General features: G+C 64.9%; 20 protein-coding genes. 12 read left to right on the top strand and 8 right to left on the bottom strand.

All coding sequences use genetic code 11. The features are described 5' to 3' along the window. Nucleotides 1–26 precede the first annotated feature (26 nt). Complete coding sequence (locus RXV95_RS01940) at nt 27–680, top strand: hypothetical protein (protein ID WP_338467343.1); 654 nt, start codon at nt 27–29, stop codon at nt 678–680. A 113-nt stretch (nt 681–793) separates the two neighbouring features. Here the strand turns inward: RXV95_RS01940 and fabI are convergent, their stop codons facing one another. From fabI to RXV95_RS01955, 3 genes are read right to left on the bottom strand one after another with little or no spacing between them, the layout of a single operon-like run. Further along, a complete protein-coding gene (fabI, locus tag RXV95_RS01945) occupies nt 794–1,597 on the bottom strand; it encodes an enoyl-ACP reductase FabI (protein WP_338467344.1) in 804 nt (267 codons plus the stop codon). After that, a complete protein-coding gene (locus RXV95_RS01950; protein ID WP_338467345.1) occupies nt 1,594–2,625 on the bottom strand; it encodes a YihY/virulence factor BrkB family protein in 1,032 nt (343 codons plus the stop codon). Before RXV95_RS01950 ends, fabI begins: the two co-directional genes overlap by 4 nt. A gap of 9 nt (nt 2,626–2,634) precedes the next feature. After that, nucleotides 2,635–3,627 carry a J domain-containing protein gene (locus RXV95_RS01955; RefSeq protein WP_338467346.1) on the bottom strand — a complete coding sequence of 331 codons (993 nt, stop codon included), beginning with the start codon at nt 3,625–3,627 and terminating at the stop codon, nt 2,635–2,637. A gap of 178 nt (nt 3,628–3,805) precedes the next feature. On the opposite strand from RXV95_RS01955, the gene pdxH reads away from it, so the two are divergent. From pdxH to RXV95_RS01970, 3 genes are read left to right on the top strand one after another with little or no spacing between them, the layout of a single operon-like run. Next, nucleotides 3,806–4,429, top strand: a complete 624-nt coding sequence (pdxH, locus tag RXV95_RS01960) for a pyridoxamine 5'-phosphate oxidase (RefSeq protein ID WP_338467347.1) — start codon at nt 3,806–3,808, stop codon at nt 4,427–4,429. 11 nt (nt 4,430–4,440) lie between these two features. Continuing rightward, nucleotides 4,441–5,439, top strand: a complete 999-nt coding sequence (locus RXV95_RS01965) for a cation diffusion facilitator family transporter (protein ID WP_338467348.1) — start codon at nt 4,441–4,443, stop codon at nt 5,437–5,439. Between the two features lie 10 nt (nt 5,440–5,449). Beyond that, nucleotides 5,450–6,268: a PhzF family phenazine biosynthesis protein gene (locus RXV95_RS01970; RefSeq protein ID WP_338467349.1), complete on the top strand. Its 819-nt coding sequence runs from the start codon at nt 5,450–5,452 to the stop codon at nt 6,266–6,268. A 56-nt stretch (nt 6,269–6,324) separates the two neighbouring features. Here RXV95_RS01970 and RXV95_RS01975 read toward each other — a convergent pair whose 3' ends face one another. After that, nucleotides 6,325–7,440, bottom strand: a complete 1,116-nt coding sequence (locus RXV95_RS01975) for a serine hydrolase (protein ID WP_338467350.1) — start codon at nt 7,438–7,440, stop codon at nt 6,325–6,327. Nucleotides 7,441–7,470: 30 nt separating this feature from the next. Between RXV95_RS01975 and RXV95_RS01980 the strand changes: the two genes are divergently transcribed. Then, on the top strand, nt 7,471–7,839 hold the full coding sequence (locus tag RXV95_RS01980; protein WP_338467351.1) for a hypothetical protein: 369 nt from the start codon (nt 7,471–7,473) through the stop codon (nt 7,837–7,839). A 9-nt stretch (nt 7,840–7,848) separates the two neighbouring features. Here RXV95_RS01980 and mnmA read toward each other — a convergent pair whose 3' ends face one another. Further along, on the bottom strand, nt 7,849–9,048 hold the full coding sequence (gene mnmA, locus RXV95_RS01985) for a tRNA 2-thiouridine(34) synthase MnmA (RefSeq protein ID WP_338467352.1): 1,200 nt from the start codon (nt 9,046–9,048) through the stop codon (nt 7,849–7,851). A 133-nt stretch (nt 9,049–9,181) separates the two neighbouring features. On the opposite strand from mnmA, the gene RXV95_RS01990 reads away from it, so the two are divergent. The 6 genes from RXV95_RS01990 (at nt 9,182) to RXV95_RS02015 (ending at nt 16,613) form a co-directional block, all read left to right on the top strand. Beyond that, nucleotides 9,182–9,517 carry a hypothetical protein gene (locus RXV95_RS01990; RefSeq protein WP_338467353.1) on the top strand — a complete coding sequence of 112 codons (336 nt, stop codon included), beginning with the start codon at nt 9,182–9,184 and terminating at the stop codon, nt 9,515–9,517. Nucleotides 9,518–9,532: 15 nt separating this feature from the next. Then, nucleotides 9,533–9,832 carry a DUF1153 domain-containing protein gene (locus RXV95_RS01995; RefSeq protein WP_338467354.1) on the top strand — a complete coding sequence of 100 codons (300 nt, stop codon included), beginning with the start codon at nt 9,533–9,535 and terminating at the stop codon, nt 9,830–9,832. 302 nt (nt 9,833–10,134) lie between these two features. Next, complete coding sequence (locus RXV95_RS02000; RefSeq protein WP_338467355.1) at nt 10,135–11,331, top strand: efflux RND transporter periplasmic adaptor subunit; 1,197 nt, start codon at nt 10,135–10,137, stop codon at nt 11,329–11,331. Between the two features lie 13 nt (nt 11,332–11,344). After that, nucleotides 11,345–14,761 carry an efflux RND transporter permease subunit gene (locus RXV95_RS02005; RefSeq protein ID WP_338467356.1) on the top strand — a complete coding sequence of 1,139 codons (3,417 nt, stop codon included), beginning with the start codon at nt 11,345–11,347 and terminating at the stop codon, nt 14,759–14,761. Between the two features lie 107 nt (nt 14,762–14,868). Then, a complete protein-coding gene (locus RXV95_RS02010) occupies nt 14,869–16,074 on the top strand; it encodes a DUF445 domain-containing protein (RefSeq protein WP_338467357.1) in 1,206 nt (401 codons plus the stop codon). Next, nucleotides 16,071–16,613: a GNAT family N-acetyltransferase gene (locus RXV95_RS02015; RefSeq protein WP_338467358.1), complete on the top strand. Its 543-nt coding sequence runs from the start codon at nt 16,071–16,073 to the stop codon at nt 16,611–16,613. The genes RXV95_RS02010 and RXV95_RS02015 overlap by 4 nt, the downstream gene beginning before the upstream one ends. 90 nt (nt 16,614–16,703) lie before the next feature. Here RXV95_RS02015 and groL read toward each other — a convergent pair whose 3' ends face one another. From groL to RXV95_RS02030, 3 genes are all read right to left on the bottom strand, one after another. After that, nucleotides 16,704–18,356 (bottom strand): chaperonin GroEL, encoded by a 1,653-nt coding sequence (gene groL, locus RXV95_RS02020; protein ID WP_338467359.1) that lies wholly within the window; start codon nt 18,354–18,356, stop codon nt 16,704–16,706. Nucleotides 18,357–18,484: 128 nt separating this feature from the next. Further along, on the bottom strand, nt 18,485–18,772 hold the full coding sequence (groES, locus tag RXV95_RS02025; RefSeq protein ID WP_338467360.1) for a co-chaperone GroES: 288 nt from the start codon (nt 18,770–18,772) through the stop codon (nt 18,485–18,487). Nucleotides 18,773–18,924: 152 nt separating this feature from the next. Beyond that, nucleotides 18,925–20,301 (bottom strand): MATE family efflux transporter, encoded by a 1,377-nt coding sequence (locus tag RXV95_RS02030; protein ID WP_338467361.1) that lies wholly within the window; start codon nt 20,299–20,301, stop codon nt 18,925–18,927. A 129-nt stretch (nt 20,302–20,430) separates the two neighbouring features. On the opposite strand from RXV95_RS02030, the gene RXV95_RS02035 reads away from it, so the two are divergent. Then, nucleotides 20,431–20,940 carry a c-type cytochrome gene (locus RXV95_RS02035; RefSeq protein ID WP_338467362.1) on the top strand — a complete coding sequence of 170 codons (510 nt, stop codon included), beginning with the start codon at nt 20,431–20,433 and terminating at the stop codon, nt 20,938–20,940. Nucleotides 20,941–21,038 lie beyond the last annotated feature (98 nt).

Consider the following 21,038-nt stretch of genomic DNA (forward strand, 5'->3'; position numbering starts at 1 on the left):
CAAGTTGACGAATCGGAGTGCCAACGATGAAGCCTTTCCTGCCTGCCCTGTTTCTCGCCGGCGCCGCGGCGCTTGCCGCTTCGCCCGCGCTTGCGCAGGATAACGCCGGTTCCGCCTCTGATGCGTCCGCGTCCAGTATGGGCGAAGCGACTTCGGGCGGCGAAAAGGTGAACGCGGTTATCGTCTATGGCGACGATCCCTGTCCCAAGTCGACCGGTGACGAAATCACCGTCTGCGCGCGCAAGGACGAATCCGAACGCTATCGCATTCCCGCGCCGTTCCGCGCGCCCAATCCCAACAACCCGGTCAACCAGTCGTGGACCGAACGGGCGAAAAGCTTCGAAACGGTGGGCAAGTTCGGCACGCTCAGCTGCTCGCCGGTGGGCGCGGGCGGCGCGACGGGGTGCCTAAGCCAGCTGATCGACCGGGCCTATGCCGAAAAGGCTGAATCGAGCGATGTGCGCTTTGGCAAGATCATTGAGGAAGAGCGCGAGAAGCGCCTTTCGAAGATCGACGCCGAAGCCGCCGACGAGCAGGCGCGCGTCGAAGAGCTTGAAAAGCAGTACGAGGCGAAAAAGGCCAAGGAAGCGGCCGAGAAGAAGGCCACGAATGCCGCGGGTGAAAGCACCGACGCGCCCCTGCCCAAGCCCGAGGCAACGCCTCCTTCCGACGGTAACTGATGCGGCGCGGCCGGGCGGGGGCAATCCCCGCACCGGCGCTTCCGAATCACGCCTTGGTAATGTTCAAGCGCCACACGGGCTTAACCCAGGGCCAAGCTCATCGCGCTTTGGTATCAGACCAGCGATATATCGGGCGCGTCTTCCTGTTTCATGCCGACAAGGTTGTATCCGGCGTCCACGTGGTGGACCTCGCCGGTAACGCCCGATGCCAGTTCTGAAAGCAGGTAGAGCCCCGCGCCGCCCACATCCTCGATCGTCACGTTGCGGCGCAGCGGTGAATTGAGTTCGTTCCACTTGAGGATATAGCGGAAATCGCCGATCCCGCTGGCCGCCAGCGTCTTGATCGGCCCGGCGCTGATCGCGTTGACGCGGATGTTGTCCGGTCCCAGGTCGTTGGCGAGGTACTTGACGCTCGTTTCCAGCGCGGCCTTGGCCACGCCCATCACGTTGTAGTGCGGCACAACCTTTTCCGCGCCATAGTACGAAAGCGTCAGGATCGATCCGCCTTCGGGCATCATCTCTGCCGCGCGCTTGGTCACGGCCACAAGGCTGTAGGCGGAAATGTTCATGGTCATCAGGAAGTTGTCGAGGCTGGTATCGACGTACTTGCCGCGCAATTCGTTCTTGTCGGAAAAACCGATCGCGTGGACGATGAAGTCGATCGTCTCCCAGCGCGCCTTCAGCGCGTCGAACGCGGTATCGAGAGCGGCCATGTCCGATACGTCGCATTCGATGAGGAAATCGCTGCCAAGGCTTTCGGCAAGCGGCTTCACCCGCTTGGCCAGTGCCTCGCCCTGATAGGAAAAGGCCAGTTCCGCGCCTTGTTCCGCAAGCTTCTGGGCAATGCCCCACGCCAGCGACTTGTCGTTTGCAAGCCCCATGATGAGGCCGCGCTTGTTCTTCATCAGACCGGTCATTCGCCGTTCGTTCCACTCTTGCTATCGACCCGCTTCGGGGCCCGCTTGTTCGCCTTTCCAAGCATATCCTGCTCTTCGGGCGTTTCCGAAAGCGCCGCATTCAATTCGGCGCCGACAACCATCCCTAAGCCGACCAGCCAGAAAAAGAAAAGTGCGATCATTACTCCGGCAAGGCTTCCGTAAGTCAGGTCATAGGCAAAGAATAGCCGAAGAACGACCGGAAGAACGCTTGTAACGACCAGCCACCATACCGTTACAAGCAAGGCGCCGGGCCACTTGGGATATCCCCTGCGGCGATATTCGCCCGGAGTGAGCGAGTAGAACAGCAGGTATAACGAAAGAAACAGTCCGCCCGCCGGAACGAACCGCGAAAGCGAAAGGCCGGTAAGGCGGCTGGCAAGCTGGGGCATCCAGGCATCGATGATCTGCTGGGCGGCGGTGATCCCCACTTGCAGTCCGATCGACAGGAAAAGCAGGACGGTTGCGCCCAGCACGATCGCGGTCGAAACCAGGCGATATCGCCAATATGCATATTCCGTCTTCGTGCCGTATGCGCGGCGCAGCAGATCGCGCACGGTTTCGATCAGGCTGCCGGTGGTCCACAGCCCGATCAGGCCGCCCGCCCAGAGCAGCCAGCCCGTTCGCGCCTCTATCACCGCGCGACCGACCGGGGCCACCGCCTGCGCCACCACCGGCGGCAGGGCCAGGATCACGGTGTTCACCGCGATCGCGCGCTGGCTGGTCTCTCCGATAAGCGAAAAAACCGCGGCACTGACGATGAAGAACGGGAACAGCGCAAACATCACCATGTAGGCAAGGTTTCCGGCGTGGATCAGCCCGTCGTTATAGACGCCGGTCCACACGCGCCGCGCGATTTCCAGGTTGCGCCTCGCCGCTCCGCCCCGTTCGCCGCCTTCCGCCAGCCCGGCTTTCCAGCGCAGGGCATCGCGGCGGCGGCCTTCGGGCGAGAGATCGACAAGTTCGCGCAGTTCGTGCGCGGCGGTGCGAAGTTCTTCGCCCTCGCGCACGATCCCGGCTCAGACCCCCAGGTCCGCGCGCAGGTTGCGCGCGTCGCGCCATCCTTCAAGGCGCTTTGTCAGGTCCGCATCGTCGGCGGGAAGGTCCACCTGCAGGGTAACAAGCTGGTCGCCCCGCCCGCCGCCCTTGGCGGGAAAACCCCTGCCCTTCAGCCGCAGGGTCTTGCCGCTGGAACTGCCGGGCGAAACCGTCAGCATCACCGGACCGTCCACGGTGGGCACTTTCACTTTCGCCCCGTTCACCGCTTCATCGAGCGAGATCGGCAGGTCGAGCCGGATGTTATCACCGTCGCGTTCGTAGAACGGGTGTCCGCCCACTTCGATGACCACGATGGCATCGCCCGCGCCGCCGGGGCCGGCTTCGCCCTTGCCCGCAAGTCGCATCTGCGTGCCCGATTCAAGTCCTGCGGGCAGCTTGAGGTCGATCGTCTTGCCGTCGGACAGCGTGATGCGCTGGTCGGCACGCGTTGCCGCGTCGATGAACGAAACCTTCAGCCGGTATTGCACGTTTGCGCCGCGCGGTGGCGGTCCGGCGCGGCGTCCACCCATTCCGGCACCCATTCCGGCGCCCATTCCCGCACCCGCTCCGCCGCGTCCGCCGCCGAACAGGCCTTCGAACAGGTCGCCAAGGTCGATATTCTCAGCCCCGCCGCCCATTCCGCCGGGACCGCCGCCGAATCCCTCGAACCCGCCGTCGTGGCGAAAGCCGCCTCCGCCGCCCCTGAAGCCTCCGCCGCCCCCGCCGCCGAAGCCGAAAGGCATGGCGGGGTTGCCGTCGGCGTCTATCTCGCCACGGTCGAACTGCGCCCGCTTGTCCTTGTCGGACAGAAGGTCGTAAGCCTTGGTCACGTCCGAGAATTTCTCGGCCGCGTTGGGGTTGTCCTTGTTGCGGTCGGGGTGAAGTTCCTTCGCCAGCTTGCGATAGGCGGACTTGATGTCCTTCTCGCTCGCGCTACGGGTCACGCCCAGGGTCGCATAGGGGTCTGCTGCCATGGCTTATAGCTAGGTTGCGTCGCCGTCTGCCGCAAGCGGCGCTTTCCTGTTCATGCACGCTTGGCTAGGCCGAAACGGTGCAATTGATCGCGGTCATGGCATTTGTTGGATGGACATGGCCCTGTGCGCCGGTCGCCAGGCCGCGTACCATTATCGTCAACTTCGCAAGGAAACCGCAGTGCCAGATGAACAGACGGAAGATGCGATCCCCCATGCCAACCCCTTCGCCATCTTCGAGGACTGGTTTGCGCAGGCAAAGGCCAGCGAGCCCAACGATCCCAATGCGATGGCGCTTGCCACGGCAACGCCCGCGGGCGCGCCTTCGCTGCGTATGGTGCTTCTGAAAGGCCACGGCGCGGACCTGGGCGATCATGGCGGTTTCGTGTTCTATACCAATTTCCAGAGCCGCAAGGGCGTGGAACTGGCTGCCAACCATCAGGTCGCGTTGCTGTTCCACTGGAAATCGCTGCGCCGGCAAGTGCGGGTGGAGGGCACCGTAAGCGAAGTGAGCGCGGCGCAGGCCGATGCCTATTTCGCCAGCCGCCATCCCGAATCGCGCCTTGGCTCTGCCGCGTCCGACCAGTCGCGCCCGCTGGACCGGCGCGAAACCTATCTGGAACGGGTAGAGGCGATCCGCGCCGAATATCCCGATGGCAACGTTCCGCGCCCGGCGCACTGGTCTGGCTATCTGGTCACGCCCGCCGCGATAGAGTTCTGGCAGGACCGCGCGCATCGCCTTCACGAACGCCGCCGCTTCGTTCGCGACGGAGATGACTGGACCAGCACGCTGCTCTATCCTTAAGAAGGGCCGCGATGAAAAAGCCGACCACCCATGAAGATCATGTCGCCGCGCGCGGGGAACTGAACCGCCGCGCCGCCTATGCCAGCATTTCCGCGGCATTGGTGCTGGGCGGCATGAAGACATGGGCGGTCGCGTCCACCGGTTCCACCGCGATGCTGGGCAGCCTTGCGGATACCGCGCTTGACCTTGTGGCCAGCCTTGCAACCCTGCTGGGCGTGTGGATCGCGGCCATCCCGGATGATCACAACCACCGCTTCGGCCACGGCAAGGCAGAGGCGCTGGCCGCGATGTTCCAGGTGGTGCTGATCTCCATTTCCGCGCTGGGCCTTGCCTGGCGCGCAATCTCGCAATGGATTTCGGGCGAGACGATGCGCGATGCGGGAACCGGCATCGCGGTTTCGGTTGTCGCCATCGCCATCACGCTGGCGCTGGTCGCCTATCAGCGCCACGTGATCCGGCGGACGGGCTCGGTGGCGATCACCACCGACAGCGTCCATTACCAGTCGGACCTTTTGCTGAACATTGCGGTGATCGCGGCGCTGGCGCTTGAACAATACGCGGGTGTCCACGGGGCCGATCCGGCCTTCGCTCTGGGGATCGCCGCGTGGCTGGGCTGGGGCGCCTGGAACGCATCGGAAACCGCGATCAACCAGCTGATGGATCACGAATGGCCGCTGGAAAAGCGGGAGCGGTTTCTTGAGGTCGTCGCCCGCCATCCGGAACTGAAGGGGCTGCACGATCTGCGTACCCGCACCAGCGGCAACCGCGATTTCGTGCAGTTCCACGTGTGGATCGACGGCCGCATGACGGTGACCGAAGCGCACCGCGTGATGGACGAGATCGAAGAGACCGTCCTCAAGGCATTCCCGGGCATCGAAGTGCTGATCCACCCCGATCCGGAAGGTTTGGTGGACGAGGACGAGATCGGCTCGCAGGATCTGCTGGCGCCCGGCCCCGAAGGCGAAAGCCCGGCGCTTGTGGCGCAAGGCCCGCCGCCGACCGCCGATTGAGGATGCCTGCATGACCAGCGTTCCCTATGTCCACGTAGACGCCTTCACCGCCACGCCGCTTGCCGGCAACCAGGCGGCGGTGATGACGCTCGATGCCTGGCCGGACGATGCACTGCTGCAAAGGATCGGCGCGGAAAACATGTTCGCCGAAACCGCCTTCCTTGTCCGCGATGCAAGCGGAGAGGCGGACTGGGAGCTGCGCTGGTTCACGCCCGAACTCGAGATTCGCCTGTGCGGACACGCGACGCTTGCCTCCGGCCATGTGCTGCTCTGCGCCGATCCGGCGAAAGACCGCGTCACCTTCCGCACCCGCAAGGCCGGGGTGCTGGAAGTGCGGCGCGATGGCGATGCCGGATATGCGCTGGCGCTTCCCGCGATCCGCACGGCGCCCGCCGATTATCCTGGAGCCGTGCCCCTGCTGGGTGGACCGACCCCGCGCGAGATCTGGCGCAGCCCGGATCGCTATTCGATCCTGCTGTTCGCCTCTGCGGATGAGGTTTGCGCGCTTTCGCCCGATTTCAAGGCACTGGCCGCACTGGGAGACGACCAGTTCATCTGCACCGCCCCCGGCAAAGGGCATGCCAGCGGCGCCGACGTAGTGAGCCGCGTCTTCGTGCCCGGTGCGGGCGTGGACGAGGATTCGGCGACCGGGTCCGCCCACGCCGCGCTGACGCCGTTCTGGGTCGACAGGCTGGGCCGCGCGTCCTTCACCGCGCACCAGGCATCGCGGCGCGGCGCGGACTTCACTTGCCGGCTGGACGGAGACCGCGCATGGCTGGGCGGCCATTGCGTGACCGTGGTGGAAGGCGTGTTCAACCTGCCGGGTTGATGCGCTAGCGGTCCGATTCCGACATTTGCATCCCTGCCGGCTCGGCGGCAGTCCATTCAATCGAACACGTGGACCAGGTCGCCCAGCCGATCGACAACCGGGCGCAGCTTGTCGTCCTGCGTCTTGCCCAGCCGAACCACGACCAGCTTCTGGCGGGGCGAGACCATCACGTATTGCCCAAGGTGGCCGATCGCGCTGAACAGGTCTTTCGGTCCGCGATCGGGAAACAGGACCACCGGCTGCCCCTTGCCCGGTTCGCGGTTCAGCCAGATCTGCGCGCCGTAATCAGGCTCTCGCGGCGATGGCGTGGTCATGAAATCGATCCACCCGCGCGGTATGATCTGCGATCCGCCGACCGAGCCCTTGTTGCGCAGGAATTCGCCGAATTTCGCCCAGTCGCGCGCCGTTCCGTGGATCAGGCTGCCGCCGATCAGGGTGCCCGACGCATCGAATTCGGGCACCATCGACGTCATGCCGGCGGGCTGGAACAGGCGCGTGCGCAGATAGGTGGAAACCGCGCGTCGGCGCGCGTCGGCATCGCCGCCGGGGGCCAGCACGCGCGCGGCAAGGTCTGCCAGGATCACGCTGGTGGATGTCGAATACTGGAAGTGCTTTCCCGGCTCGAAAGCTAGGGGCTGGTCTTCGGCATAGCGCGCCATGTCGTCGCGCCCGTCAAGGAACAACATCCGCACTTCATCGGACCTGAACGGCGGGCTGATCGCTTCGGAGTGGCGCAGGCCGGACCGCATCTGCAGCAACTCGCGCAGCGTGATCTCTCCGCGCGGATCGCCGGGGCGCTGCCACGCGGGAATCGGCACCGGTTCGTCCAGCCGCAGGCGGCCGTCGGACACCAGCATCCCGATCATCACACCGGTCACGCTCTTGGCCATCGACCAGCTGACGAAGCGCGTCTGACGAGTGTATCCCTTCCCGTAACGCTCGGCCACGATCTTCCCGCCGCGCATCACCACCACCGCGCGCGTTTCCGATGCCGCCGGATCGGTGAACAGCGCATCGACCGCGCGGGCCAGCTTCTCGCGATTCGCGCCCGGCTTCTCTGCCACCGCGGCCAGCGCCTGGGGCGAGAGCGGTGGAACGGCGGTCGCGGACTTGTGCCCGCAAGCCGCAAGGGCTGGCAGCAGGGCGACAGGCAGGATAAGGGTCAGGCGCATCGCGCATTCTTTCGACCAATTCCCCGGCATATGGCAACCACCCAGCAAAAATCGTCGCGCAAATCCCGCCGTCCCGCATCGCGCGGCCGCCATCGCAGGCGCTGGCTGCTGTTGCCGCTGGCGCTGCTGGCCGGATTGGCGGCGTGGTACTGGCCCACGATCCATGGCTATGCGATCACCGGCACGTCCTATGGCGCGCGCGTGGCCTGCTCTTGCCGGTTCGTCGGCGGGCGCGGCCTTGCGGACTGCAAGAAGGACTTCGAGCCGGGCATGGAATTCGTGATGTTGAGCGAGGATGCTTCCGCGCAAAGCGTTACCGCGCGCATCCCGCTGATCTCCAGCCAGACCGCGACCTATCGGCCCGGTTGGGGGTGCCAGCTGCAACGCTGGAAAGACTAGGTCCTGACACTAGGACGCAGCGTCGGCCGTGTCTGCCTCGCGGTCGCTCCAGCGCTCGGTTTCCCCGATCCACCCGCCGCCGATCACGCGCTCGCCCGCATAGATCACCGCCGCCTGTCCGGGCGCGACTCCGTATTCCGGCTGCTGGAAGCGGATCGCGGTCGCCGCGCCGTCGCCCAGCGGCCCGTCGAGCACGACCGGCACCGGCTTCGCCAGCGAACGGACCTTCGCGGTCAGCGGTTCGCCTTCGGGCATCGGGCCGATGCGGTTCGTTTCGACCAGCCGCGCCGCGCCCGTTGCCAGCATGCGCTTCGGCCCAACCAGAACGCGGTGCTTTTCGGCATCGATTCCCGTCACGTAAAGCGGTTTGGGCTGGCCGCCGATTTCCAGTCCGCGACGCTGTCCAACGGTATAGTGGATGATGCCGCGGTGTGCGCCCAGCACTTCGCCGCTTTGCGCGTGGACGATTTCGCCGCCGGTTTCGGCTTCGGGACGAATCGCGCGAACGATCTTCGCATAATCGCCATCGGGCACGAAGCAGATGTCCTGGCTGTCGGGCTTCATGGCCACGGCCAGGCCCATGCCTTCGGCGATGCGGCGCACGTCCTGCTTGGGCAGCCCGCCCAGCGGGAATCGCAGGAAATCGAGCTGCGAATCGGTGGTGCCGTAAAGGAAATAGCTCTGGTCGCGCGCCGGGTCTGCCGCGCGGTGCAGTTCGGCGCCTGCACTGCCTTCCACACGGCGCACATAATGGCCGGTGGCAAGCGCATCGGCCCCCAGGTCGCGCGCCATCGCCAGCAGGTCGGTGAACTTCGGCCCCATGTTGCAGCGGATGCAGGGGATCGGCGTGCGTCCGGCCATGTATTCGTCGGCGAAACGCTCAACCACCTCGTCGCGAAAGGCGCTTTCGTGGTCGAAAACGTAATGCGCGATGCCCAGCCTGTCGGCCACGGCGCGCGCATCGCGGATGTCGTCGCCCGCGCAACACGCGCCCTTGCGGCCGGTCGCCGCGCCATAATCGTAAAGCTGGAGCGTGATGCCGATGGTTTCCAGCCCGGTCGCCGCGGCCAGCCCGGCGACGACCGAACTGTCCACGCCGCCCGACATCGCCACGACGATGCGCCGCGCGCCTTCGGGCAGGCCGAAAAGCGCAGCCGCATCGGCGGTGCTGCCGGTAACCTTGCCGATATCCAAGCCGGTGATGTTCATCGATGCGCCCATAAACCCCGATGCAGTATCGCGAAACCCCGCCATTCCGGAACGGCTCGCCGGGAAAGAACCTAATCGGAGGTAAATGGGGGGTTTACCCTTGATTATCCATGCCGGGGTTAGAAGCACGGTCATGGAGATGACCTTTCACCCTTCGCGACCTGCGGATTACGGCGAGTCGCAGCACGAATTGCGCGCGCTTGGCTGGGCAGAGCTGTGCGCGCGGATCGGGGCAGCGCAGGATTTGCGCGACGTGATGCGGCAAGGCGATGCCGCCGTGGCCCTTGAGGGCAGCTTCCACCGTCCGGCGGCACGCGCCCTTGCGCGAATCAGGACCACGGGCGGGGAAGGATTCGAGACCGGATTCGAAGAACGTGAATCGGTTATTAACCCAATCCCTTCAGCCCATGGCAAAGACGGGTCGGGCACACATGGTGGTGAGCCGGGGCAGCGCCCCGGCAAGGGCTGAATTCGAGAAGTTGGAATGATCGAGAACCAGAAAATCCGACCCGCGCAGGTCATTGGCCCACTCGGGGAGCCGCTCACGCTGGACAATCTGCCGCCGCCGGACACCACCCGCTGGGTCGTGCGGCGCAAGGCGGAAGTCGTTGCCGCCGTAAATGGCGGACTTCTGACGATCGAGGAGGTTTGCGAACGATACAGCCTTACGCTGGAGGAATTCGCCTCGTGGCAGCGCGCGGTTGACCGGTCGGGGATGCAGGGCCTGCGCGTTACGCGCATCCAGCATTACCGCGATCTTTACGAGCGCCAGCTGAAATACTGATCCGGCGCTTCTGCGCGATACGAAGGGCGGTCGCTCCCGGCGGGGCGGCCGCCCTTCGCATATCTGCCCTTTGCGGATAGGAATGCGTCCTCTCAATGACTTGCCGGGGTCACGTCGCTTGTCGAGCCGCAATTGCCCTTGGTCGGTCATGGGTCTAAGGAGCGCGCCGATTGCGCCTATCGGGGAAAGCGCACGGCATGGCGCAAGCTTGTCGGGACTGATTTAGCGATGTAATACACCGAATTCGGGACGCCGGGGAAGCTATCCTTGCGCGCCTGCCGGGACGAAGGCTTGTGAAGGACATGAACTACGAGACGAGCATCGACGCGGGAAGCACTGCGTCGCCCGAGCATTTCGATGACGGGATGGATGGCGATGAAGCGAAGTCGCGCCGGTTGCCGTGGATCATCGGGATCGTCCTCGCCGTTCTGGCGGTGGGCGGCTATGTCTATTCGCACCGCAGCGGTGCTGGCGAGGGCGCGGCTGCACAGGCGGGACAGCAGCAGGTCGTGACGGTAGTCGCGCCCGGTCGCACTGCCATTTCCAGGACCGTTACCGCCAGCGGCACGCTTGCCGCCCGGCGCGAACTGCCGGTCGGCATAGCGGGTGAAGGTGGCAAGGTTTCGCGTGTGCTGGTGGATGCGGGCGACTGGGTGAAGGCCGGACAGGTTCTCGCCGTGGTCGATCGATCGGTCCAGTCACAGCAGATCGCTGCGCAGGCGGCCAACGTTTCCGTGGCGGAAGCCAACGCCCGCCTTGCCCAGTCGAACCTCGATCGCGCGATGAAGCTGGTGGATCGCGGCTTCATCTCCAAGGCCGATATCGACCGGCTGACCGCGACGCGCGATTCTTCTGTCGCGCAGGTCCGGGTCGCGAAGGCAACGCTCGGCCAGTTGCAGGCCAGCACCGCCCGGCTCAACGTTGTCGCGCCCGAAGCGGGCCTCGTGCTGACGCGCGGGATCGAGCCGGGACAGGTAATCAGCCCTGGCACCGGCGTGCTGTTCTCGATCGCCAAGGGTGGCGAGATGGAAATGCAGGCCCATGTTTCCGAAGCGGACCTTGCGCAAATGTCCGTGGGCGAGAGTGCGAAGGTCGTCCCGGTCGGTGACCAGAAGGCATTCGACGGGCGGATCTGGCAAGTTGCGCCCACGGTGAACCAGCAGAGTCGCGAAGGGATCGTTCGCATCGCGCTTGCCTACAATCCGGCGCTGCGCCCGGGCGGTTTTGCCACTGCCACGATCAGCAGCGGCGTGGTCGATGCGCCGCAGCTTCCCGAATCGGCGATCCAGAGCGACGAAAAGGGCAGCTATGTCTACATCGTGGGCAAGGACAACAAGGTGGTCCGCCGCGACGTGAAGACCGGCGTGGTGAACGAACGCGGCATCGCCGTGATCCAGGGCCTGACCGGCAACGAAAAGGTTGTGCTGCGCGCCGGCGGGTTCCTCAACCCCGGCGACAAGGTGAAGCCCGTGGCTGCAAAGCCGGGAAGCGCCGGCTGAGCGGGGACGGTCAATGAACTTCCGCAACCTTTCCGCGTGGTCGATCCGCAATCCGGTCGTCCCCATCGTCCTGTTCCTGGCGCTGACCATCGCGGGCATCGTCTCGTTCATGGGCATGAAGGTCCAGGACCAGCCCGACATTGAGTTCCCGATGGTGATCGTCTCGATCAGCCAGCCGGGCGCAGCGCCGACCGAGATCGAGAACCAGATCACGCAGCGGGTGGAATCCGCCGTGCGCACGATCGAGGGCGTGGACGTGATCTCGTCAACCGCGACGGAAGGCAACAGCACCACGCGGGTGCAGTTCAAGATCGGCACCGATATCAACGCCGCGGTCAACGAAGTGAAAAATCAGGTCGATCAGGTGCGCGGCGATCTGCCTGACGGCATTCTCGAACCGCAGGTCTTCAAGGTAAACACCTCGTCGAACCCCATCGCCTATTTCGCGGTTTCGGCCGATGACATGACGATGGAGCAGCTTTCCTGGTTCATCGACGATACGGTGACCAAACGATTGCTGTCCGTTCCGGGCATGGCCGAGGTCCATCGCGGCGGCGGTGTGGACCGCGAGATCGAGGTGGTGCTGAACCCCGCGCGAATGAACTCGCTCGGCGTCACGGCCGCGCAGGTGAACAACGCGCTGCGTTCTCTGAATATCAACGCAGCCGGCGGGCGGACAGAGCTTGCCGGTTCACGGCAGGCCGTGCGCGTGCTGGGCAACGCAAGCGATGCCTACAAGCTTTCGCAAACGGAAATTGCGATTGGCAATGGCCGCACTGTCCGCCTGGGTGATATCGCGAAAGTGCGCGACGGCTATAGCGAACTGACCCGGATCGCCAAGATCAACGGACGTCCGGCGGTGACCATCTCCATCGCGCGTTCGCGCGGGGAGTCGGACGTCAGCGTCTATGATGACGCGGTCAAGGAACTGAACAAGATCGAGAAGGAGCAGGGCGGGCGCGTCCACTTCACCAACGTCTTCAACTCGGTGCAGTACACCAAGGAGCAGTACCATTCGTCTATGTCGGCGATGGTCGAAGGCGCGATTCTGGCGGTGATCGTGGTGTTCTTCTTCCTGCGCGACTGGCGCGCGACGATCGTTTCGGCGCTGGCTATCCCGCTGTCGTCGATCCCCACGTTTTTCGTGCTGCACCTGATGGGCTTCACGCTCAACACGATGTCACTGCTCGCGCTCGGCCTTGTCGCGGGCGTGCTGGTCGATGACGCGATCGTCGAAATCGAGAACATCGTGCGCCACATGCGAATGGGCAAAAGCGCGTATCAGGCATCGATAGACGCGGCGGACGAGATCGGCCTGGCGGTCGTCGCGACGACGTTTTCGATCGTCGCGGTGTTCTTCCCGGTCGCGTTGATGCCCGGTGTTTCGGGGCAGTTCTTCAAGAACTTTGGCCTGACCGTGGTTGTCGCCGTGCTGTTCAGCCTGCTGGTCGCGCGCATGATAACACCGATGGTCGCGGCCTATTTCCTGAAGGCGCACGGGCAGGAAAGCCATGGCGAAGGGCCGATGATGGACCGTTACATGAAGGTCCTTCACTGGTCGCTCAATCGCGACAAGGCCGAAGCCATTCGCAGCCGGCTGGTTCCGGCCAGCGGGCGCTGGTGGCACGTGATCGTCGGCACAGTTCTGTGGTTGCTGGTTGTCGCGGCATTTCCGGCGGCGGTTTACGGTGTCGTGAAACTTGGCGGCATGCTGAAACTGCCCGGCCTGGCCACGGCGATTGCGGCCCTTGTCGCGGGCGTTGCCGGGGTGATCGTTGCGGCCAAGGTGATTTCGTCCGTTGTCGGCCTGTCCAGCGGGCCGTTCGCCCGTTGGTACGGCTATGTCGCCCAGCGCGTCGATGCGCGTATCCGCGGCGATCACCGCGTATGGATGCTGGGTGTCGGCCTTGGTGCGCTGGCGCTGAGCGGGCTGATCGTCTCGCAGATTCCACAGCAGTTCTTCCCCGATACCGACATCGATTATGCGACGGTGAATATCGAGATGGTGCCGGGCACGACGCTTGAGCAAACCGAAAAGGTGACGGACAAGGTCGTTGCTCTCCTTGCCAGGCAACAGGAAGTGAAGAACCAGCTCGAATCCGTTCGCGAGGCAAGCGCGAATGTCTATGTCACGCTTCGCAACGACCGTAAGCGTTCGAGTATTGAATTCTCGCGCCAGCTCGCACCCGTGCTGCAGGCCATCCCCGACGCGCGCGTGACGTTCCAGGACATGAATGGCGGGGGGCCGGAAAGCGGTTCGGGCCGGGCGATCAGCGTAATGCTGTCAGGCTCGGACCCCCAACTGCTGCAGAGCACCGCGCAGACGCTGGTCAAGCAGATGAGCGGGCTGAAAAGCGTGGTCGCGCCGCGTATCAGCGCCGACCTGAAGCGGCCGGAGATCGTGATCACCCCCCACTTCGATCTTGCTGCGTCGCTGGGCGTCAACACCGCGGCCATGAGTCAGGTAATCCGCATCGCCACGCTGGGCGAGATCGACCAGAACAGTGCCAAGTTCTCCTTGTCCGACAGACAGATTCCCATCCGCGTCAAGCTGGCGGAGGATTCGCGGCGCGAGATCGCGACAATCGAGAACCTTCCGGTGCCCACCGCAAGCGGCGGATCGGTGCCGCTGTCCACGGTGGCGACGATCAGCTTCGGGTCCGGCCCGACTTCGATCCAGCGCTATAACCAGAGCCGCCGCGTGTTCGTTGGCGCAGACCTTCCGCCCGGCGGGCAGAAGGGCGTGGCCGATGCCGAGATCAGGAAGCTGCCGATCATGCAGAACCTGCCGCAGGGCGTGTCCAACACCGCTGCCGGGCAGGACCGATTCCAGGCGGAGATGTTGCACAACTTCGGAATCGCACTCGCTTCGGGTGTAATGCTGGTTTTCTCGGTCCTCGTGCTGCTTTATCGTCGGTTCGTGTCGCCGCTGGTCAACATGGGTTCGCTTTTCCTTGCGCCGCTGGGCGGATTGATCGCGCTGATCATCGTGAACCAGCCGTTTTCGCTGCCGGTGTTCATCGGCATCCTCATGCTCTTCGGCATCGTGGCCAAGAACTCGATCCTGCTGATCGACTTTGCCCTTGAAGAGATGGCGTCCGGTGTGCCCAAGCAGCAGGCGGTGACCGATGCAGGACACAAGCGCGCCCAGCCGATCGTGATGACCACGGTGGCGATGGTCGCGGGCATGGTCCCCACGGCGCTTTCGCTGGGCGGCGACGCGGGCTGGCGCGCGCCGATGGGCATCGTCGTGATCGGCGGGCTGACGCTGTCCACGCTGCTGACGCTGTTGATCGTCCCCGCCGGATTCAGCCTTGCCGACGGGCTTGAAAAGCGCCTGGGTCCGTGGCTGGCCCGCAATGTCCTTGGATACGAGCCGCATCATCGCGGTTCGGGTTCCCACGCGCCGGAGGCCGTTCCCGCGGAGTGACCAGCACGCCCTCCGATCCGGCCGCAAGGCCGGCTGCAGCCGCCCGGGCCCGTGGGGCGATTCGGCGGGCGCCGGGCCTGCTCGTGCCGGTCGACCGGGCGCGGCGAATGCGGATTATCGCGACGGCGCTGTTGCTGGCGATGGCCGGGCTGTTCGTCGTTTCGCGGCACTTCCTGGGCCTCCACCCCGCCTGGGGTTACGTTCGCGCCTTTTCCGAAGCGGCGATGGTCGGCGGACTGGCGGACTGGTTTGCCGTAACCGCGCTGTTCCGCCGCCCGCTGGGCCTGCCGATCCCGCACACGGCGATCATTCCCGAAAACAAGGACCGCATCGCCGATACGATGGCGGTGTTCCTGCAGGAGAACTTCCTGACGCCGCAGGTCGTCGCGCGTCGCCTTTCGGGCATGAACGCCGCCGCCGCCGCCGGTGCCTTCCTGTCCGACCCGCAAGGGGGCGAGGGGCGGCTGCGCGAAGGCGCGGCAAACCTGTTCGCCGATGTGCTGGAATCGCTCGACCAGGAAAAGCTGGGCGGCATCGCCAAGAACGCGCTGCGCACGCAGCTTGAAAAGTGGCAGGTCAGCCCGCTGCTCGGCAACCTGCTGGGCGCCGCTATCGCCGATGGACGGCACATGCCGGTGATCGAGGCGTTGATCCGCCGCGCGGCGATGACGCTGGAAGACAACGAAGACGTGATCCGCGCGATGATCCACGACCGCGCGAACACCCTGTTGCGCTGGACCAAGCTGGACGAACGGCTGGCGAACGCCATCCTCGATGGCCTCTACAAGCTCCTTGCCGAAACCGTGGTGGTGCCCGACCATCCGCTGCGCCGCCGGATTGAAGACGGGCTGGAACAGCTTGCGCACGATCTCGTCCACGATCCCCAAATGCGCGACCGGGTGGAGCGCATGAAGGTGGAAATCCTTGCCAATCCCGCTTTCGGCCAATGGCTCGATGCGCTTTGGGAGCGGGGCCGGACACGCCTGCTGGCCATGGTGCGCGAACCCGAAGGCGTACTGGCCGGTCAACTGGGAGACAGCCTGGCCGAACTGGGACGCGCGCTTGAAACGGACAAGCGACTGCAGATTCTGGTCAATCGCTTCGCGCGGCGTACGCTGGTGGGCGTTTCCAGCCGCTATGGCACGCAGATCGTGCGACTGGTTTCCGAAACCGTGCGCCGCTGGGATGCGCGCACCGTAACCGACCGGATCGAGGGCGCAGTGGGCCGCGACCTGCAGTTCATTCGCGTCAACGGCACGCTGGTGGGCGGGCTTGTCGGCGTGGCGATTCATACCGTGGATATCTGGCTATGACCCCGTACCTGTCGGACACCGCACCGATGATCGCTACCGACCGGCTGGAACTCTGGCGGCCGCGCCCCGGGGACGAACGCGGCCTGTTCGACGTGGTCGCCCCCGAAGAGGTCCGCTATTTCCTCGGCAACCGGCCGACCAGCATGGGCGAAGAGGCGGCGCGCCTTTTGCGCAACGCCGGATCGTGGGCGCTGTTCGGCTATGGCACGTTCGTTCTGCGCGAGAAGGGGCGCGACGAAATCGCGGGGATCGCCGGGGTGTTCCATTCATGGCGCGGCTTCGGCAAGGGCATGGACGACACGCCCGAAGCGGGTTGGATCCTGCGGCAGGACACGTGGGGCAAGGGCTATGCCGGCGAAGCGATGCGCGCCGCGCTTGCCTGGTTCGACGGTGCGCATGGCAAACGCCGGATCGCCTGCATGATTGAGGATGGTCATGACGCTTCGCTGGCGCTGGCGGCAAAGCTGGGCTTCTCTCGCTATGACACGCACCAGCCCGATCAGGGCGAACGCGCGCTGATCCTGCTGGAACGCACCTGATCCGGCGGAACGAAGGCTGCCCATGAAAAAGGGCCGGAGAACCTGCGTTCCCCGACCCCTTTCGATTTCGAGCGTTGGCTCGGCGCGGGCTTAGAAGCCCATGCCGCCCATGCCACCCATGCCGCCCATGTCGCCGCCCATAGGGGGCATCGCGGGCTTGTCTTCGGGCAGTTCGCTGATCGCCGCTTCGGTGGTGATCAGCAGGCCGGCAACCGAAGCCGCATCCTGAAGCGCGGTGCGAACGACCTTGGTCGGGTCAACCACGCCGGCATCCACGAGGTTCTCGTAAACGTCGGTCGCGGCGTTGAAGCCCTTGGTTTCGTCGTTTTCGCGCAGCAGGTTGCCCGCAACGACCGCGCCATCGTGGCCGGCGTTTTGGGCGATCTGGCGGATCGGCGCTTCGACTGCCTTGCGCACGATGTCCACACCGCGGGTCTGGTCGTCGTTGGCGCCCTTGAAGCCGTCAAGCACCTTTGCGGCGTAGAGAAGGGCCGTACCGCCACCGGGGACGATGCCTTCTTCCACAGCGGCGCGGGTCGCGTGAAGCGCGTCGTCGACGCGGTCCTTGCGTTCCTTCACCTCGACTTCCGAAGCACCGCCGACCTTGATCACCGCAACACCGCCAGCCAGCTTGGCCAGGCGTTCCTGCAGCTTTTCACGGTCGTAATCGCTGGTCGTGGTCTCGATCTGCGCGCGGATCTGCTCGACACGGGCCTTGATGTCTTCGGCCGAACCCGAACCGTCGACGATCGTGGTGTTGTCCTTGTCGATGGTGACCTTCTTGGCTTCGCCAAGCATGCCCAGCGTAACGCTTTCCAGCTTGATGCCCAGGTCTTCGCTGATCATCTCGCCCTGCGTGAGGATCGAGATGTCCTGCAGCATCGCCTTGCGGCGATCGCCGAAGCCCGGCGCCTTGACTGCCGCGACCTTCAGGCCGCCGCGCAGCTTGTTGACCACGAGGGTAGCCAGCGCTTCGCCTTCGATGTCCTCGGCGATGATGAGGAGCGGACGACCCGACTGCACCACGGCCTCGAGGATCGGCAGCATCGCCTGGAGCGACGACAGCTTCTTCTCGTGGATCAGGATGTAGGGGTTTTCCAGCTCGACAGTCATCTTGTCGGGGTTGGTCACGAAGTAGGGCGAAAGGTAGCCGCGGTCGAACTGCATGCCTTCGACGACGTCGAGCTCGAACTCGAGTCCCTTGGCTTCCTCGACGGTGATCACGCCTTCCTTGCCGACCTTTTCCATCGCTTCGGCGATCTTTTCGCCGACTTCGACGTCGCCGTTGGCCGAAATGATGCCGACCTGGGCGATTTCCTTGTTGCCCGAAACGTCCTTCGAACGGCCCTGCAGGTCAGCGATCACCTTGGTCACGGCAAGGTCGATGCCGCGCTTCAGGTCCATCGGGTTCATGCCCGCCGCAACCGACTTCATGCCTTCGCGAACGATCGCCTGGGCCAGCACGGTGGCGGTGGTGGTGCCGTCACCGGCAAGATCGTTGGTCTTGCTGGCGACTTCGCGCAGCATCTGCGCGCCCATGTTCTCGAACTTGTCCTTGAGTTCGATTTCCTTGGCGACGGAAACGCCGTCCTTGGTGATGCGCGGAGCGCCGAAGCTCTTGTCGATCACCACGTTGCGGCCCTTGGGGCCGAGCGTGACCTTCACCGCGTCGGCGAGGATGTCCACGCCCTTGAGAATGCGCTCACGAGCGTCGCGCGAGAAGCGTACGTCCTTGGCTGCCATTTAATGTCTCCTGAATTCGTCATCCCAGCGAAAGCTGGGATCGGGTGGCGCCGGGTGCGCCGTTGAAATGTTCGGTCCGGATGCCCGAGACCCCTGCTTTTGCAGGGGTGTCCGTTATCGCCTGATGATCAGGCAATCACCCCAAGGATGTCCGATTCCTTCATGATCAGCAGGTCTTCACCGTCGACCTTGACTTCGGTGCCCGACCACTTGCCGAACAGCACGCGGTCGCCAACCTTCACGTCGAGCGGCTGGACCTTGCCGCTTTCGTCGCGGGCGCCATTGCCAGCGGCCACGATCTCGCCCTCGGCGGGCTTTTCCTTGGCGCTGTCGGGGATGATGATGCCGCCGGCGGTCTTTTCCTCGGCCTCGACGCGGCGCACGAGCACGCGGTCGTGCAGCGGGCGGAAGTTCATGAGTAGTGCTCCCTCTACCAGGTAAGAATATTGCTGTTGGCACTCACGCAGGGAGAGTGCCAGCGGCGCGCATATGGGTGCGTGCCGACAGGGCGTCAAGCATACCGGTGCAGATTCTTTTCGCCGGAATGAACGACAACCGGAAAAGTCGCTCAGGCGGGGAGGAGAGCCAGCTTCCTGCGCCGTCCCCAACGCTGGAGCATCAGCGCGGCGACGACCACCAGCCCCGCCATCAGGCCCAGCCACACGCCCGTACCGCCCAGCGGCGTGCGCAGGCCCAGCCACAGCGATGCCGAAAAGCCTACCGCCCAATAGCCGAACAGCGCATAGACCATCGGCACGCGCGTGTCCTGCAACCCCCGCAGCACCCCGGCTCCCACGGCCTGCGCCCCGTCGAACAGCTGGAACGCGGCGGCGATGGTCATGAATTGCAGGGCGAAGCCGACCATCGCGGCATTCTGCGGCGCATCGGGATCGATATAGAGCCGCAGCAGAAGGAGCGGCGCCAGCAGGATCGTTATGGCGGATACCGCCATGAAGCCGATGCCCAGCACGATGCCGGTCCACCCCGCGCGCGCGATGCCTGCCGCGTCGCGTGCGCCATAGGCAAGGCCGACGCGGATCGTGGCCGCCTGCGATACGCCGTAGGGCACCTGGAAGGCGATCGCCACAAGCTGCAGCGCCACGGTATGCGCCGCCAGCTCTGCCTCTCCGATCCGGCCCATCACGAAAGCCGCGCCGCTGAACAGTCCGGCCTCGGCCAGCACCGTGGCGGCAATCGGCAGGCCGATGCGCACGAGTTCGAAGAACCGGGCGGCTTCCGGCTTCCACCAGTTGCCCATCAGGCGGTAGCGGCGGAACCGCCTGTCGCGCCGGATGATCACGGCATAGGCCGCGCACATCGCAAGGCTGGTGGTGACGCTGGAAAGCGCGGAGCCTTCAAGCCCCAGCGCCGGCATCCCGAAATGGCCGAAAACGAAAACGTAGTTGCCGATCGTGTTCACTATCAGCGCCAGCAGCGTCACGGCGGTGCCGATGCCGGCCCGGCCCAGCGTGGACACGAACGTGCGCTGGAGCATGGCGAACGTCGAAGGGATGGCCGCGAACATCAGGATGTGCAGGAACGGCCTTGCCCGTGCGATCACCGCCTCTTCCTGTCCCGTCAGCCGCATCAGCGGGATGCCCGCCATGCAGACGGCCATGATGAACAGTCCCGATAAAAGCGCCAGCCACCCGGCCATGCGCACGGTTCGGCGCACTTCGCGCACCGCGTGGCGACGCTTGCCCAGCTCCGCCGCGATCAGCGGCGAGGCCGCGCCGACCAGGCTGGTCATGCTCCACAGCAGAAGGCCGAACAGCGCGACCGACAGCGACGATGCGGCCAGCTGTTCCTGTCCCAGCCGTGAAATGAACACCACGTCGACCGAATAGACCGCCATCTGCAACAGGTTCGCGCCCACCAGCGGCGCGGCAAGGCGCGCGGTTGCGGCCAGTTCCTGCGGCCAGGTAGAGGCGGGGCGATCGAACATCGGCGCTGCCGCATACGCCTTCGCCATCCATTGCGAAAGCGGCCATTATGGCGCTAATGCGCAATTGTCAGATTACAACATTAGCAAAATGAGATAGATGCGGAAGCGCATCTTCGAGGGAGTTGAGAGATGAGGAAGACATCGCAAATTCTCGCCGTGGCAATGCTGTCGGCAGCAGTGGCGGCCTGCGGCGGCGCCAAGAACGATACGTCTGCCAGCGGTGACGAGGCAGCGGCGCCCGCTGCAACCGAAGCGGCCCCGGCCGATTCCGCGGCGGCCACCGATACGGCAACAGCCTCAGACGCCGCGACGACCACCGAAGCTGCGGCGGAAACCACCGCGGCCGATGCCGCGCCAAAAGCCTTCGCGATCTGCAAGACCTGCCACTCCGTGGAGAAGGGCAAGAACATGATCGGGCCGAGCCTGTTCGCGGTCTATGGCACCAAGGCGGCCGAAGTTGCCGGCTACAACTTCAGCGATGCGATGAAGAAGTCCGGCCTTACCTGGGACGACGCCACGCTGGATACCTATCTGGCCAACCCGATGAAGGTCGTCCCCGGCACGAAGATGACTTACGCCGGGCAGCCGGACGAGGCCAAGCGCCAGGCGATCATCGCCTACCTGAAAACGCTCAAGTAAGCGCGCACCGGAAGGGGGCGGGAGCAATTCCGCCAGCCGCGAAGGGGCCGGGGCGGAATTGCTCCGGCCCTTTTCGTGCACGCTTCCCGCGTCTCTCG

Source organism: Novosphingobium sp. ZN18A2 (assembly GCF_036784765.1).
Lineage (GTDB): Bacteria > Pseudomonadota > Alphaproteobacteria > Sphingomonadales > Sphingomonadaceae > Novosphingobium.